Origin of the sequence: Pseudomonas sp. 273, from assembly GCF_029201425.1 — a bacterium.
In the GTDB taxonomy this organism is placed as follows: domain Bacteria; phylum Pseudomonadota; class Gammaproteobacteria; order Pseudomonadales; family Pseudomonadaceae; genus Pseudomonas; species Pseudomonas delhiensis.
This window is the reverse complement of sequence record NZ_CP116775.1, coordinates 5557957-5572818: the sequence shown is the minus strand read 5'-3', so window position 1 is coordinate 5572818 and position 14862 is coordinate 5557957. Positions and strand designations below refer to the sequence as shown.

Genomic DNA, 14862 nt, shown 5'->3' with positions numbered 1-14862 from the left:
CCATGAGCGAGTTGTTGTCATCCGTCAGCCAGCACCTGCTGGCCCCCGGCGGCCTGGACGTCGACGGCCTGCAGCCGATCCTGCACGAGCTGAGCGGCCCGGGCATCGACGCCGCCGACCTGTACTTCCAGAGCCAGGTTTCCGAGTCCTGGATGCTCGAGGACGGCATCGTCAAGGAAGGCAGCTTCCACATGGACCAGGGCGTGGGCGTGCGCGCCCAGTCCGGCGAGAAGACCGGCTTCGCCTACAGCAACGCCATCACCCCCGACGCCCTGTCCCAGGCGGCGCGCGCCGCGCGCTCGATCTCCCGGGCCGGGCAGAACGGCAGGGTGCAGGCGTTCAAGGCGGTCGCGCCGACGCGCCTGTACGCCGGCGAGAACCCGCTGGACGTGCTCAGCCGCGCCGAGAAGGTGGAACTGCTGCAGAAGATCGACGCCGCCACCCGCGCCCTCGACCCGCGCATCCAGCAGGTCACCGTGAGCCTGGCCGGCGTCTGGGAGCAGGTGCTGATCGCCGCCGCCGATGGCTCGCTGGCCGCGGACATCCGCCCGCTGGTGCGCTTCAACGTCAGCGTCATCGTCGAGCAGAACGGCCGCCGCGAGCGCGGCGGCCACGGCGGCGGCGGCCGTACCGATTATCGCTATTTCCTCAGCGAAGACCGCGCCATGTCCTACGCCCGCGAGGCGCTGCGCCAGGCCCTGGTCAATCTCGAAGCGGTCCCCGCGCCGGCCGGCACCCTGCCGGTGGTGATGGGCGCCGGCTGGTCCGGCGTGCTGCTGCACGAGGCGGTGGGCCACGGCCTGGAAGGCGACTTCAACCGCAAGGGCAGCTCCGCCTACAGCGGGCGCATCGGCGAGAAGGTGGCCTCCAGCCTGTGCACCATCGTCGACGACGGTACCCTGGCCGGGCGCCGCGGCTCGCTGTCGGTGGACGACGAGGGCACCCCGACGCAGTACAACGTGCTGATCGAGAACGGCATCCTCAAGGGCTACATGCAGGACAAGCTCAACGCCCGCCTGATGGGCGTGGCACGCACCGGCAACGGCCGCCGCGAGTCCTACGCGCACCTGCCGATGCCGCGCATGACCAACACCTACATGCTGGCCGGGCAGAGCGAGCGGGAGGAGATCATCGCCTCGGTGGAGAAGGGCATCTACTGCGCCAACCTCGGCGGCGGCCAGGTGGACATCACCAGCGGCAAGTTCGTCTTCGCCAGCAGCGAGGCCTACCTGATCGAGAACGGCAGGATCACCCGCCCGGTGAAGGGCGCGACGCTGATCGGCAACGGCCCGGAAGTGATGAGCCGGGTGTCCATGGTCGGCAACGACATGGCCCTGGACAGCGGCGTGGGCACCTGCGGCAAGGATGGCCAGTCGGTACCGGTGGGCGTCGGCCAGCCGACGCTGAAGATCGACGGCATCACCGTGGGCGGGACCGGCGCCTGAGGCGCCGGGAAGGACGGGCGGGGCTTAACGGAGACCGCGCTTGAGCTCGTCCAGTTCGCGGATGTACTTGAAGATCTTCCGCGCCGCGGCCGGCGGCTTGTCGTGAGCAGCCTCGTGCTGGGCGTGGCGGATCAGCTGCAGCAGGTGCTGGCGGTCGCTGTCCGGGTATTCGGCGAAGAAGGCGGAAAGGGCCTCGTCGCCACCGGTGATGAGGCGGTCGCGCCAGCGCTCCAGGGCGTGGAAGCGCTCGTTGTACTGGCGCGTGGAGCTGTCGAGCTGGTCGAGCAGGGCGACGATGGCGTCGAGGTCCTGGTCGCGCATCAGCTTGCCGATGAACTGCCGGTGGCGTTTGCGGGCGGCGTTGGCCTTGTGCTTGGGCGCCTCGTCGATGGCGCGGCGCAGCGGCTCGGTGAGCGGCAGGCGGTCGAGCATGTCCGGCTTGAGCGCGGTCAGGCGCTCGCCGAGGTTCTGCAGGGCGTGCAGCTCGCGTTTTACTTGCGACTTGCTCTTCTCTTCGAACAGCGAGTCGTCGTCTTGATATTCAGCCATGGCGGTGGTCCAGTGGAAAACGCCGCCATGATAACGAGTCGAGGGTCGCTTGTCCGGCCCGCCCGCGAGGCCGCGGGGCCCGATGCCCCGCCCGCGGAACAGAACAGGAGAGTTTGGCAATGAGCGAACAGGCCAAGGCCGTCGGCCCAGAGGCACTTCCGGCACTGCGCGAGCAGGTCGAGCGGATCGTCGCCGAGGCGAAGCGCCAGGGCGCCAGCGGCTGCGAAGTGGCGGTGTCCCTGGAGCAGGGGCTGTCCACCAGCGTGCGCCAGCGCGAGGTCGAGACGGTCGAGTTCAACCGCGACCAGGGCTTCGGCATCACCCTCTACGTCGGCCAGCGCAAGGGCTCGGCGAGCACCTCGGCGACCGGCGACGAGGCCATCCGCGAGACAGTGGCGGCGGCCCTGGCCATCGCCAGGCATACTTCCGAGGACGACTGCTCCGGCCTGGCCGACCCCGCGCTGATGGCCCGCGACCTGCCCGACCTGGACCTCTACCACGCCTGGTCGCTGACCCCGGACCAGGCGGTGGAGCGCGCCCTGGCCTGCGAGGCCGCGGCCTTCGACGCCGACCCGCGGGTGACCAAGGCCGACGGCACCACCCTGAACATCCACCATGGCTGCCGTGTCTACGGCAACAGCCACGGCTTCATCGGCGGCTACGCCAGCACCCGCCACAGCCTCAGCTGCGTGATGATCGCCGAGGGCGAAGGGCAGATGCAGCGCGACTACTGGTACGACGTGAAGCGCCGCGGCGAGCTGCTGGACAGCCCGCAGAGCATCGGCCGCCGCGCCGCCCAGCGCGCCGCCAGCCGCCTCGGCGCACGCCCGGTGCCGACCGCCGAGGTGCCGGTGCTGTTCGCCCCGGAGGTCGCCGTGGGCCTGTTCGGCCACTTCCTCGGCGCCATCTCCGGCGGCAGCCTGTACCGCAAGTCGTCGTTCCTCGAAGGCTGCCTGGGCCAGCGCCTGTTCCCCGAATGGCTGACCCTCGACGAACGCCCGCTGCTGCCCGGCGCCCTGGGCAGCGCCGCGTTCGACAACGATGGCCTGGCCACCTACGCCAAGCCCTTCGTGGAGAACGGCACCCTGGTTTCCTATGTGCTGGGCACCTATTCCGGGCGCAAGCTGGGCATGCCCAGCACGGCCAACGCCGGCGGCGTGCACAACCTCTTCGTCAGCCACGGCGACGAGGACCAGAAGGCCCTGCTGCGGCGCATGGGCCGCGGCCTGCTGGTCACCGAGCTGATGGGGCAGGGCGTCAACCTGGTCACCGGCGACTACTCCCGCGGCGCCGGCGGCTACTGGGTGGAGAACGGCGAGATCCAGTTCCCGGTGCAGGAAGTCACCATCGCCGCCAACCTCAAGGACCTGTTCGCCAGCATCCTGGCCATCGGCAACGACGTGGAGAACCGCGGCAACCTGCACACCGGCTCGGTGCTGGTGGAAAGGATGATGGTGGCTGGGAACTGATCCACGCGGGCAGGGCCCGCTGGCTGCTTGAGAGAACGCCGTTTCCTGTCGAGGGAAGCGGCGTTTCTTTTTTCGTAGGAGCGAGCTTGCTCGCGAATGGCATTCTGCCGGCTAGGCTCGGCGCTCGCCCCAAGAGCACCCTCTCCCCAGCCCTCGGCTGCGCGCCCCGCCCTGAAGGGAGAGGGGGCAGTCCGTGCCGAGAGGAGGAATGGTTTCAGCCGGAAACCTTCGGCGCTGCCGGCTAACTGCAGAACATCCAAATACACCGAACGGTCCCCTCTCCCTTCAGGGAGAGGGTTAGGGAGAGGGAAAGGCGCCTCCCTATGCAGCGGCGTTTCAGGGGAACTCCCTTCGCGAGCAAGCTCGCTCCTACGAAGAGCACCCGGCGAAACTACCTCCCCGATTTGCCCTACGCCCTTGGTCTGACTTGTATTTTCTTTCTCTCGTAACGATAATCAATCTCATTATCGGTTGAGGGATTCCCATGTTCGTCGAAACCCACACCTCCCTGCTCGACCGCTGGTACCGCCTGGGTACCCGCATCCGCTGCGCGCTGGAGCCCGACGAGCCGCGCCTGCTGGAGCTCTACCTGTTCGAGACGCGCTACCTGGTGGCCTGGGAGCCGCTGCCGGCCTGGCAGCTGTTCGAGAAGAGCTACCAACTGCTGCTCGACACCGCCGCCGACGTCGCCTTGCCCTGGCACTGGCGCGGCCTGTGCCTCGATCACGCCTACCGTCCGCTCTGCGACCTGCGCCGCCTGGCCGGCGATGCCGAGCGCAGGCAGCGCCTGCAACAGCTTTCGCGCCGGCTGGCCACCCAGCCGATGGCGCCTTCCCTGACGTACCACGACCTGTAAGCGAGAAAGCAGAATGACTGACAGCCGTATCGAACGCGACAGCATGGGTGAACTGGCGGTGCCGGCCGCGGCGCTGTACGGGGCCCAGACCCAGCGTGCGGTGAACAACTTCCCGGTCAGCGGCCAGCGCATGCCCGCCGCCTTCATCCGTGCGCTGCTGCTGGCCAAGGCCGCCGCGGCGCGGGCCAACGTCGCCCTGGAGCAACTGGACGCCGAGACCGGCGCGGCCATAGTCGCCGCCTGCGAGGAATTGCTGGCCGGCGATTTCCTCCAGCATTTCCCGGTGGACGTGTTCCAGACCGGCTCCGGCACCAGCTCCAACATGAACGCCAACGAGGTGGTGGCGACCCTCGCCGGGCGCCGCCTGGGCCGTGCGGTCAACCCCAACGACCAGGTCAACTGCGGGCAGAGCAGCAACGACATCATCCCCTCGACCATCCACATCAGCGCCGCCCTGGAAATCCACGAGCGCCTGCTGCCGGCCCTGCGCCACCTGCTGGCCACCCTCGAGCGCAAGGCCGGCGAGGTGCAGCGCTACGTGAAGACCGGCCGCACCCACCTGATGGACGCCATGCCGGTGCGCCTGAGCCAGGTGCTTGGCGGCTGGGCCCAGCAGGTGCGCCAGGCCACCGCCCACCTCGAGGCCCTGCAGCCGGCGCTGCAGCAACTGGCCCAGGGCGGCACCGCGGTGGGCACCGGGGTGAATGCCCACCCGCAGTTCTCCGCGCGCTTCTGCCAGGAGCTCAACGGCCTGACCGGCCTGGCCTTCCGCCCGGGCGACGACTTCTTCGCGCTGATCGGCGCCCAGGACACCGCCGTGGCCGTCTCCGGCCAGCTCAAGACCCTCGCCGTGGCGCTGATGAAGGTCGCCAACGACCTGCGCTGGATGAACTCCGGCCCGCTCGCCGGCCTCGCCGAGATCGAGCTGGAAGCGCTGCAGCCGGGCTCCTCGATCATGCCCGGCAAGGTCAACCCGGTGATCCCCGAGGCCACCGCCATGGCCGCCGCCCAGGTGATCGGCAACGACGCGACCATCGCCGTGGCCGGGCAGTCCGGCAACTTCGAGCTGAACGTGATGCTGCCGGTGATCGCCGACAACCTGCTGCAGAGCATCCAGCTGCTGGGCAACGTCAGCCGGCTGCTGGCCGACAAGGCCGTCGCCAGCTTCAAGGTCAACGAGGCGAGCCTGCGCGAGGCGCTGGCGCGCAACCCCATCCTGGTCACCGCGCTGAACCCGATCATCGGCTACCAGAAGGCCGCCGAGATCGCCAAGCAGGCCTACCGCGAAGGCCGGCCGATCATCGAGGTGGCGCTGGAGAACACCGATCTCGGCCGCGAGCGCCTGGAGGCCCTGCTGGACCCCGAGAAACTCACCGCCGGCGGCCTCTGAAGGCCGCCCCCACCGTGGAGGTACGCGACATGCGCCATTGGCAACAGACCATCGAACTGGGGAACCGCTGCTTCATCCGCAACGAGTTGATCGATGCCCGCGAGCACTACCTCCACGCCCTGGCCCACGCCCAGTTGCTGCTGGGCCGCTGGCACGAGCCGGACGAGGCGGTGATGGCCTTCGTCATCTCCCACCACAACCTCGGCGACCTGCACGTGCAGCTGGGCCAGCCGGAAGAGGCCGCCGAATACCTGTGCAACTGCCACGAGCGGCTGCTGGAACTGAGCATCGACCCGCGGCAGAGCCGCGACATGCGCGAGGCCGCGCTGCGCCACAGCCGGCGCAGCTACCTCGAGCTGCTCAATTTCATCGGCGAGCACGGCAACTACCCGCGCACCCGCGAGCTGCTGCACCAGCAGGGCGAAGTGGAGCTGCGCCCCGGCCTCTTCGCCACCCCGCAATCCATGCGCTACCACTAGGAGCGACCATGCCCCACAGTCTTCCCGCCTTGCCCTACGCCTACGACGCCCTGGAACCGCACATCGACGCGCGGACCATGGAGATCCACCACAGCAAGCACCACCAGACCTACGTCAACAACCTGAATGCCGCGCTGGAAGGCACGCCCTTCGCCGAGCTGCCGGTGGAAGAACTGCTGCAGCAGCTGAACCGCCTGCCGGAGAAGCTGCTCGGCCCGGTGATCAACAACGGCGGCGGCCACGCCAACCACTCGCTGTTCTGGCAGGTGATGTCGCCCGCGGGCGGCGGCGAGCCCGACGGCGCCCTGGCCCGCGCCATCGAAACCGAGCTGGGCGGCTACAAGGCCTTCCGCGAAGCCTTCACCAAGGCCGCGCTGACCCGCTTCGGCAGCGGCTGGGCCTGGCTCTGCGTCGACAGCCAGGGACGCCTGAAGGTGGAAAGCAGCGCCAACCAGGACAGCCCGCTGATGCAGGACCTGATCCCCATCCTCGGCCTGGACGTCTGGGAACACGCCTACTACCTGCAGTACCAGAACCGCCGGCCGGAATACATCGCGGCCTTCTACGAGGTGGTCGACTGGCCGGAAGTGGCGCGCCGCTACCGCCTGGCCCTGGAGCAGCGGGGGCTCGCCTGATGCCTGCCGGGGAAGTGGCACCATGCGCCCGCTAGAGGCAAGCGCGCGCCAGGCCGGCGCACGCAACCTGCGCTGGTGGCTCGGCCTGGGGATAGTGCTCCTGGGCAGCGGCCTGCTGTTCAACCACCTGTTGCTGCTGGCTCGCCTGCAATTGCCGGCGCCGTTGTACCAGGCGCTGGTCGGCGGCCTGGTCTGCGCCCTGGGTACCGCCCTGGGCGCCGTGCCGGTGCTGCTGATCCGCAGCATGCCGGCGCGGGTGGCCGATGCCCTGCTGGGCTTCGGCGCCGGGGTGATGCTGGCGGCGACCGCGTTCTCGCTGCTGCTGCCGGCGCTGGAGGCGGTCGAGGCCAGTGGCCGCTCGCCGCTCTACGCGGCCTTGCTGGTGAGCTTCGGCATGGCCCTGGGGGCGCTGGGGCTGATGCTGGCCGGGCGGGTCCTGGACGATGCCCAGCATGACCTGCGGGACGCGCCGGGGCCGGCCATCCCCGCGCGCATCCTGCTGTTCGTCGCGGCTATCGTCCTGCACAACATTCCCGAAGGCATGGCCGTGGGCGTCGCCGCCGGCGGCGAGGTCGAAGGGGCGGGCGGCCTGGCGCTGGGCATCGCCCTGCAGGACGTGCCCGAGGGCCTGGCGATCGCGCTGGTGCTGGCGGGGCGGGCATGTCGCGGGGCAAGGCGATGCTGGCCGGCGCGGCTTCCGGGCTGGTCGAGCCGTTGTTCGCGGTGCTCTGCGCCTGGCTGGTGGGCGTATCGCGGATGCTGCTGCCCTGGGGCCTGGCCCTGGCGGCGGGCGCCATGCTCTACGTGGTGGTGCGGGAAATCGTTCCGGAATCGCAGCGCCGTGGCTATGCCGGGGAGGCCACCCTGGGGCTGATCGTCGGCTTCTGCCTGATGATGGTGCTGGATACGTCGCTGGGCTAGCACCCGGCGTCGTGCGGGCGGGCGGTCACTCGCCTTCGTCGAAGTAGTTGTTGATCAGGTCGACGAGCGCCTGCAGGGCCTCGTCGGCCTGCTCGCCCTCGGCGTTCAGGTGCAGGTTGGTGCCCTTGCCCGCGGCCAGCATCATCACGGCCATGATGCTCTTGCCATCCACCGTGCTCTCCGGGCTGCGGCCGACGCGGACCTGGCACGGGAAGCGGCCGGCCACGCCGACGAATTTGGCCGCCGCGCGGGCATGCAGGCCGAGCTTGTTGATGATGGTGATCTCGAGGGCGGGCATCGCGAGGGGGCTGTCCTTTCGTTATCTGCTGCTAGCTCAGGTCGCGGTGGCGAATCTGCACGTTCTTCAGGGTGGCTCTCAGGGCACTGCCGATGCGCTCGGCGAGGTAGACCGAGCGATGATGGCCGCCCGTGCAGCCGATGGCAATGGTGACGTAGGCGCGGTTGCTGGCGGCGAAGCGCGGCAGCCATTTGTTCAGGTAGCCCAGGGTGTCCTGGTACATCTCTTCCACGTCGGGCTGCTCGGCGAGGTATTGCTGCACGTCCTTGTCCAGGCCCGACTGCTCGCGCAGTTCCGGTTTCCAGTAGGGGTTGGGCAGGCAGCGCACGTCGAACACCAGGTCGGCGTCCACCGGCATGCCGCGCTTGAAGCCGAAGGACTCGACGAGGAAGGCGGTGCCCGGCTCGGGTTTGTTCAGCAGGCGCAGCTTGATGACGTCGCGCAGCTGGTAGAGGTTGAGGTTGGTGGTGTTCAGCTTGAGGTCGGCGAGGTCGGCGATCGGGCTGAGCAGTTGCTCCTCGTCGGCGATGGCCTCGGCGAGGGAACGGTTGTCGGTGGTCAGCGGGTGGCGCCGGCGCGTTTCGGAGAAGCGCTTGAGCAGCGTCTCGTCGTCGGCGTCCAGGTACAGCACGTCGCACTGGATGTGCTTGTCGCGGGCCTCCTGCAGCAGCTCGGGAAAACGCTTGAGCTGGCTGGGCAGGTTGCGCGCGTCGATCGACACGGCCACCTGCGGGTGCATCAGCTCGGTGTGCAGCAGCGCGCGCTGGGCCAGGTCCGGCAGCAGGCTGGCCGGCAGGTTGTCGATGCAGTAGAAGCCGCTGTCCTCGAGGACGTTGAGGGCAGTGCTCTTGCCGGAGCCGGAACGGCCGCTGACGATGATCAGGCGCATGCTAGTGGCCGTTCTGCACTTCCACGACTATCTGGTACAGCGCGTCGCCATCGCTCGCGCGGCGCAGGCGGTCGCGCACCTCGGAACGGTCGAGCATGGAGGCGATCTGGCGCAGCAGCTCCAGGTGCTCCTCGGTGGCCGCTTCGGGTACCAGCAGGACGAACAGCAGGTCGACCGGGGCGCCGTCGAGGGCGTCGAAGTCCACCGGTGCATCGAGGTGAAGGATTGCGCTGATCGGCGCCTTGCAGCCGGTCAGGCGGCAGTGGGGAATGGCGATGCCATTGCCGAAGCCGGTGGAGCCCAGGCGTTCGCGGGCCACCAGGCTTTCGAAGATGTCTTGCGCGTCGAGGCCGGGAAGGTCTTTCACGACCAGGTTGGCGATCTGTTCGAGTACGCGCTTCTTGCTGCCGCCCGGCACGTTCACCAGGGAACGGCCGGGGGACAGGATCTGCTCAAGTCGGATCATAGGGGAGGGGGGTTAGCGGACTCCAACGCCCTGTTGGCGTTCGAGGTACTTTTCCTTGTGTTTGATCAGTTGGCGGTCGAGTTTGTCGGTCAGCAGGTCGATGGCTGCGTACATGTCTTCATGTTCGGCACAGGCCACCACTTCGCCACCGGCGATGTGCAGGGTGGCCTCGATGCGCTGTTTCAGCTTTTCGACCTCCATGATGACCTGAACATTGGTGATCTTGTCGAAGTGGCGCTCCAGTCGGCCGAGTTTCTCGCCGACGTAGTCGCGCAGGGCGTCGGTCACATCCAGTTGATGTCCACTGATGTTGACTTGCATACCGCTTTCTCCTTATTGCCCGTGTATAAGTGGCAGGTTATGGGGCCTGCCGCCGGAACACCTTGGCTTGGGTCAATCAGACCAGTCGCTTGCGCTCGCTCGACGGAGCTATCCCGAGGGATTCCCGGTACTTGGCGACTGTCCGACGTGCCACTTGAATGCCCTGTGCCTCCAGTAAACCAGCGATCTTGCTGTCGCTCAACGGCTTTTTCGGACTTTCTGCCGCGACCAGTTTCTTGATGATGGCGCGGATCGCCGTGGACGAGCATTCACCGCCCTCGGAGGTGCTGACGTGGCTGGAGAAGAAGTACTTCAGCTCGAAGATGCCACGCGGGGTGTGCATGAATTTCTGCGTGGTGACCCGCGAGATGGTCGACTCGTGCATGCCCACCGCCTCGGCGATGTCATGCAGGACCAGCGGCTTCATGGCCTCCTCGCCGTACTCGAGGAAGCCGCGCTGGTGCTCGACGATCTGCGTCGCCACCTTCATCAGCGTCTCGTTGCGGCTCTGCAGGCTCTTGATGAACCAGCGGGCTTCCTGCAGCTGGTTGCGCATGAAGGTGTTGTCGGCGCTGGAGTCGGCGCGGCGCACCAGGCCGGCGTACTGCGAATTGACGCGCAGGCGTGGCACCGCTTCCTGGTTCAGTTCCACCAGCCAGCGCTCGTTGTGCTTGCGCACTATCACGTCCGGCACCACGTACTCGGCCTCGCCGGACTCGATCTGCGAGCCCGGGCGCGGGTGCAGCGACTGGATCAGCTCGATGGTCTCGCGCAGTTCGTCTTCCTTGAGCTTCATGCGCCGCATCAGCTGGGTGTAGTCGCGGCTGCCGAGCAGGTCGAGGTGGTCGGCGACCAGGCGCAGGGCCTCGTTCAGCAGGTGGGTGTTGGCGGGCATCTGGCGTAGCTGCAGCAGCAGGCATTCGCGCAGGTTGCGCGCGCCGACGCCGGCCGGCTCCATCTGCTGGATGCGCCGCAGCACCACTTCCACCTCGTCCATCTCGACGTCCAGCTCGGGGTCGAGGGAGACGAGGATGTCCTCCAGGGACTCCTCCAGGTAGCCGTCGTCGTTGATGCCGTCGATGATGCTGAGGGCGATCAGGCGGTCGGTGTCGGACATGGGGGAGAGGTTCAGCTGCCACAGCAGGTGGCTCTGCAGGCTCTCGCCGGCGGAGGTGCGGGCGGTGAAGTCCCACTCGTCGTCGTCGTTGCTGGGCAGGCTGCTGGCGCTGGTCTGGTAGACGTCTTCCCAGGCGGTGTCGACCGGCAGCTCGTTGGGGATGCGTTCGGCCCACTGGTCCTCGTCCAGGCTGTCGGCGCTGGGCGTGGTGGTTTCCTGGAAGCTTTCGCTCTGCGAGTTGGCGTTGGTGTTGGCGGGGGTTTCCGCGCCTTCGGCGTAGGGGTCGCTAGCGTCGAAGTCGTCGCCTTCTTCCTGGCGCTCGAGCATCGGGTTGGATTCCAGCGCCTCCTGGATCTCCTGTTGCAGGTCCAGGGTGGAGAGTTGGAGCAGTCGGATGGCCTGTTGCAGCTGCGGGGTCATCGTCAGCTGCTGGCCCATCTTGAGGACAAGCGATGGTTTCATGGCTGGAACTTGGCACCTTGTTCGCTGGCGTGTAGTGCGCCATATCCACGACTACGGGCGCCAGGGCCGAAGCTCCGGAACGCCGCTAGGAAGCAAATTATATGCCTGAATTCTCGGACTTTGCCTAGGGCGTTTACGCATAAATCTGATGTCGGTCGGTCGGGCCGACGTGATGGGGTGCCTGCGCCCCGGCACGAGGCCGGGGCGTGGGGGCTCAGAGGCGGAACTCGTGGCCCAGGTAGACTTCCTTGACCAGCTCGTTGGCCATGATTGCCGTGGAGTCGCCTTCGGCGATCAACTGGCCGTCGTTGACGATGTAGGCCGTCTCGCAGATGTCCAGGGTCTCGCGCACGTTGTGGTCGGTGATGAGCACGCCGATGCCCTTGGCCTTGAGGTGGTGGATGATCTGCTTGATGTCGCCCACCGAGATCGGGTCCACGCCGGCGAAGGGTTCGTCGAGGAGGATGAACTTCGGCGAGCTGGCCAGGGCGCGGGCGATCTCCACGCGGCGGCGCTCGCCACCGGACAGGCTCATGCCGAGGTTGTCGCGGATGTGGTGGATGTGGAACTCCTCCAGCAGGCTCTCCAGGGCTTCCTTGCGGCCGTTGCGGTCGAGGTCGGCGCGGGTCTCGAGGATGGCGCCGATGTTGTCCGCCACCGACAGCTTGCGGAAGATCGAGGCTTCCTGCGGCAGGTAGCCGATGCCGGCGCGGGCGCGGCCGTGCATGGGCAGGTTGGTGACGTCCTGCTCGTCGATGCGGACCACGCCCTGGTCGGCGCGCACCAGGCCGACGATCATGTAGAAGCAGGTGGTCTTGCCGGCGCCGTTGGGGCCGAGCAGGCCGACGATCTGCCCGCTGTCGATGCTCATGCTGACGTCGCGGACGACCTGGCGACCCTTGTAGCTCTTGGCGAGGTGCTGTGCGGTGAGCGTGGCCATTACTGGGCTTGATCCTGCTTCTTCTTGGGCTGGATGACCATGTCGATGCGCGGGCGCGGGGTGGTCACCTGGGTGCCCGTGGCGCGGCCGGCGTTGACGATCTGCCGTTCGGTATCGTAGACGACCTTCTCGCCTTCGAAGGTGTTGCCTTCCTGGATCACCTTGGCCTGGTCGATCAGGATCACCCGGTTCTGGGTGACGAAGTACTGGATGGTCAGGCCGTAGGCCTTGGTGATTTCCTTTTCCGGCGCCGGCTTCTGCTCGAAGTAGGCGGGCTTGCCGACCGAGGTGACCACCTCGATCTCGCCGTCCTTGTTCTGCTTGAGGGTGACGGTGTTGCCGGTCAGCTTCATGCTGCCCTGGGTCACCACCACGTCGCCGCGGTAGACCGCGACGCCCTGCTTGTCGTCCAGCTCGGCGCTGTCGGCCTGCACGCGGATCGGTTGTTCGCGATCGGTCGGCAGCGCCCAGCTTGCGCTGCTGCCCAGGCTGGCGACGAGGCCGAGGAAAAGGGGGAAGGTTTTAACGAACCTCATGCTGACCTCTTACGTTGGACAGCAGGGTCATCCGGCTGTCTTTCAGATACGCTTTCATGCCTACCGCCGTGGTCACCCCTTGGGGCTCGGTGATCTTAACGGGTTGACTGGTCTCGGCATAATCCTTGTCCGGGAACACCGTCATGCGCGTGGTGGTGAGCAGCAGGGTGCGGTTCTGCGCGTCGGTGCGCTGGACCCGGACGTTGTCTATCAGTTCGACCTGCTTGCCTTCCGGGCCCACCTCGGCGCGCACGCTCTGCACGTGCCACGGCTGCGGCTGGCCCTCGCGGAAGAAGAACAGGTCCGGCGTGGTGACGTTGGTGACGTCGGTGGCCTTCATGTGTTCCAGCCGATCGGCGGTCATCTCGTAGGCCAGGCTGCCGTCCTCGCGGTACTGCAGGCTGTGGGCATTGGCCGCGTAGAAGTCGATGGCGTCGTTGCTGGGCGTGACCTGGCGCTCGTTGAAGTCCAGGCGCACGTTCCAGTAGTAGCCCAGTGCGACCAGCAGGACCGCGATCAGGGCGAGGAGGAGCTTCTGGCGAAGGGTCTTCGGCATATCCGGCTCTACAGGTAGGCGCTCTGCGCCGCCTCGAGGTTGCCCTGGGCGCGCAGGATGAGTTCGCAGAATTCACGGGCCGCGCCTTCGCCGCCGCGCGCCTGGGTCACGCCGTGGGCGTGCTGGCGAACGAAGGCGTCGGCGCTGGCCACCGCCATGCCCAGGCCGACCCGGCGGATGACCGGAAGGTCGGGCAGGTCGTCGCCCAGGTAGGCGACCTGTTCATAGCCTAGCCCGAGTTCGGCGAGCAGTTGGTCGAGGACCACCAGCTTGTCCTCGCGGCCCTGGAACAGGTGCTCGATGCCCAGGTTCTGGGCGCGGCGCTCGACCACGGCGCTCTTGCGGCCGCTGATGATGGCGGTGCGCACGCCCGAGGCGATGAGCATCTTGATGCCGTGGCCGTCGAGGGTGTTGAAGGTCTTGAACTCGCCGCCGTCGGGCAGGAAGTAGAGCTTGCCGTCGGTCAGCACGCCGTCCACGTCGAACACCGCCAGGCGCACGCCACTGGCGCGTTGCAGCAGGTCTGCGGTCATTCAGATGACTCCGGCGCGGGTCAGGTCGTGGACGTGCAGCACGCCCACCGGGTGGTCGTCGCCGTCGACCACCACCAGGACGTTGATCTTGTGGTCGTCCATGATCTTCAGGGCTTCGGCGGCGAGCATGTCCGGGCGCACGGTCTTGCCGTGCACGGTCATCACCTGGTCGATGGTGGCCGTGCGCACGTCCACGCCCTTGTCCAGGGTGCGGCGCAGGTCGCCGTCGGTGAACACGCCGGCCAGGCGGCCGTCCTCGCCCAGGACGATGGTCATGCCCAGGCCCTTGCGGGTCATTTCCAGCAGGGCGCCGCTGAGCGAGGTGCCGGGGGAGACCTGCGGCAGTTCTTCACCCACGTGCATGATGTTTTCCACTTTCAGCAACAATCGCCGGCCCAGGGCGCCGCCCGGGTGGGAGAAGGCGAAGTCCTCGGCGGTGAAGCCGCGGGCCTCCAGCAGGGCCACGGCGAGGGCGTCGCCGAGCACCAGGGAGACGGTGGTGGAGGAGGTCGGCGCCAGGTTCAGCGAGCAGGCCTCGTGCTCGACGCTGGCGTCCAGGTTCACCGCGGCGGCCTTGGCCAGCGGCGACTCGGGGTTGCCGGTCATGCTCACCAGGGTGATGCCCAGGCGCGCGATCAGCGGCAGCAGGGTGATGATCTCGGCGGTGGAGCCGGAGTTGGACAGCGCCAGGACCACGTCGTCCCTGGTGATCATGCCCATGTCGCCGTGGCTGGCCTCGGCCGGGTGGACGAAGAACGCCGGGGTGCCGGTGCTGGCCAGGGTGGCGGCGATCTTGCGGCCGATGTGCCCGGACTTGCCCATGCCGACCACCACCACGCGGCCCTTGCAGGCGAGCAGCAGCTCGCAGGCTCGGGAGAAATCGGCCCCGATGCGTGGCAGCAGGGCATCCACCGCATCGCGCTCGAGGCCGATGGTGCGTTGTGCCGACTGGATGAAATCGTGATTCTGGCTCATGTTCCGATCGCGTGGGGCGAAGTGA

17 protein-coding genes and 1 pseudogene are annotated in these 14862 nt (G+C 67.7%); 7 read left to right on the top strand and 11 right to left on the bottom strand.

Translation table 11 applies throughout. The features are described from left to right. The first annotated feature begins 2 nt into the window (after nucleotides 1-2). Nucleotides 3-1445 carry a metalloprotease TldD gene (gene tldD, locus PKO50_RS25460; RefSeq protein WP_275627590.1) on the top strand — a complete coding sequence of 481 codons (1443 nt, stop codon included), beginning with the start codon at nucleotides 3-5 and terminating at the stop codon, nucleotides 1443-1445. Nucleotides 1446-1469: 24 nt separating this feature from the next. Here the strand turns inward: tldD and yjgA are convergent, their stop codons facing one another. Next, on the bottom strand, nucleotides 1470-1994 hold the full coding sequence (gene yjgA / locus PKO50_RS25455) for a ribosome biogenesis factor YjgA (RefSeq protein WP_275627589.1): 525 nt from the start codon (nucleotides 1992-1994) through the stop codon (nucleotides 1470-1472). Nucleotides 1995-2113: 119 nt separating this feature from the next. Between yjgA and pmbA the strand changes: the two genes are divergently transcribed. From pmbA to PKO50_RS25425, 6 genes and pseudogenes are all read left to right on the top strand, one after another. Beyond that, entirely contained in the window at nucleotides 2114-3463 is a 1350-nt protein-coding gene (gene pmbA, locus PKO50_RS25450; protein WP_109935845.1) for a metalloprotease PmbA, read from the top strand. A gap of 484 nt (nucleotides 3464-3947) precedes the next feature. After that, the gene (locus tag PKO50_RS25445; protein ID WP_275627588.1) at nucleotides 3948-4319 is read left to right on the top strand and encodes a FagA protein; all 372 of its coding nucleotides are present in this window, start codon (nucleotides 3948-3950) and stop codon (nucleotides 4317-4319) included. 13 nt (nucleotides 4320-4332) lie between these two features. Continuing rightward, complete coding sequence (gene fumC / locus PKO50_RS25440; RefSeq protein WP_275627587.1) at nucleotides 4333-5709, top strand: class II fumarate hydratase FumC; 1377 nt, start codon at nucleotides 4333-4335, stop codon at nucleotides 5707-5709. 29 nt (nucleotides 5710-5738) lie between these two features. After that, nucleotides 5739-6188, top strand: a complete 450-nt coding sequence (locus PKO50_RS25435; protein WP_109935847.1) for a hypothetical protein — start codon at nucleotides 5739-5741, stop codon at nucleotides 6186-6188. Nucleotides 6189-6196: 8 nt separating this feature from the next. Then, nucleotides 6197-6823 (top strand): superoxide dismutase, encoded by a 627-nt coding sequence (locus PKO50_RS25430; RefSeq protein WP_109935848.1) that lies wholly within the window; start codon nucleotides 6197-6199, stop codon nucleotides 6821-6823. A gap of 22 nt (nucleotides 6824-6845) precedes the next feature. Next, nucleotides 6846-7744 (top strand): annotated as a pseudogene (locus tag PKO50_RS25425) (ZIP family metal transporter). 25 nt (nucleotides 7745-7769) lie between these two features. On the opposite strand, the gene PKO50_RS25420 reads toward PKO50_RS25425, so the two are convergent. The 10 genes from PKO50_RS25420 to PKO50_RS25375 form a co-directional block, all read right to left on the bottom strand. Next, on the bottom strand, nucleotides 7770-8042 hold the full coding sequence (locus tag PKO50_RS25420; protein WP_009617794.1) for an HPr family phosphocarrier protein: 273 nt from the start codon (nucleotides 8040-8042) through the stop codon (nucleotides 7770-7772). Between the two features lie 31 nt (nucleotides 8043-8073). Then, a complete protein-coding gene (gene rapZ, locus PKO50_RS25415) occupies nucleotides 8074-8931 on the bottom strand; it encodes an RNase adapter RapZ (protein WP_089390613.1) in 858 nt (285 codons plus the stop codon). Nucleotide 8932: 1 nt separating this feature from the next. Then, nucleotides 8933-9397 (bottom strand): PTS IIA-like nitrogen regulatory protein PtsN, encoded by a 465-nt coding sequence (gene ptsN / locus PKO50_RS25410; RefSeq protein WP_089390614.1) that lies wholly within the window; start codon nucleotides 9395-9397, stop codon nucleotides 8933-8935. Between the two features lie 12 nt (nucleotides 9398-9409). Further along, nucleotides 9410-9718, bottom strand: coding sequence for a ribosome-associated translation inhibitor RaiA (gene raiA / locus PKO50_RS25405; protein ID WP_089390615.1), 309 nt, complete (start codon nucleotides 9716-9718; stop codon nucleotides 9410-9412). Between the two features lie 76 nt (nucleotides 9719-9794). After that, entirely contained in the window at nucleotides 9795-11297 is a 1503-nt protein-coding gene (locus tag PKO50_RS25400; RefSeq protein ID WP_109931857.1) for an RNA polymerase factor sigma-54, read from the bottom strand. Between the two features lie 214 nt (nucleotides 11298-11511). Then, nucleotides 11512-12237, bottom strand: coding sequence for an LPS export ABC transporter ATP-binding protein (gene lptB, locus PKO50_RS25395; RefSeq protein ID WP_109931855.1), 726 nt, complete (start codon nucleotides 12235-12237; stop codon nucleotides 11512-11514). Further along, complete coding sequence (gene lptA / locus PKO50_RS25390; RefSeq protein ID WP_089390618.1) at nucleotides 12237-12773, bottom strand: lipopolysaccharide transport periplasmic protein LptA; 537 nt, start codon at nucleotides 12771-12773, stop codon at nucleotides 12237-12239. Before lptA ends, lptB begins: the two co-directional genes overlap by 1 nt. After that, nucleotides 12760-13329 carry an LPS export ABC transporter periplasmic protein LptC gene (lptC, locus tag PKO50_RS25385; protein WP_089390619.1) on the bottom strand — a complete coding sequence of 190 codons (570 nt, stop codon included), beginning with the start codon at nucleotides 13327-13329 and terminating at the stop codon, nucleotides 12760-12762. The genes lptA and lptC overlap by 14 nt, the downstream gene beginning before the upstream one ends. Before the next feature lie 8 nt (nucleotides 13330-13337). After that, a complete protein-coding gene (locus PKO50_RS25380) occupies nucleotides 13338-13862 on the bottom strand; it encodes an HAD family hydrolase (protein ID WP_058488599.1) in 525 nt (174 codons plus the stop codon). Further along, on the bottom strand, nucleotides 13863-14837 hold the full coding sequence (locus PKO50_RS25375) for a KpsF/GutQ family sugar-phosphate isomerase (protein ID WP_275627586.1): 975 nt from the start codon (nucleotides 14835-14837) through the stop codon (nucleotides 13863-13865). It abuts the gene before it with no gap. Nucleotides 14838-14862: the final 25 nt, after the last annotated feature.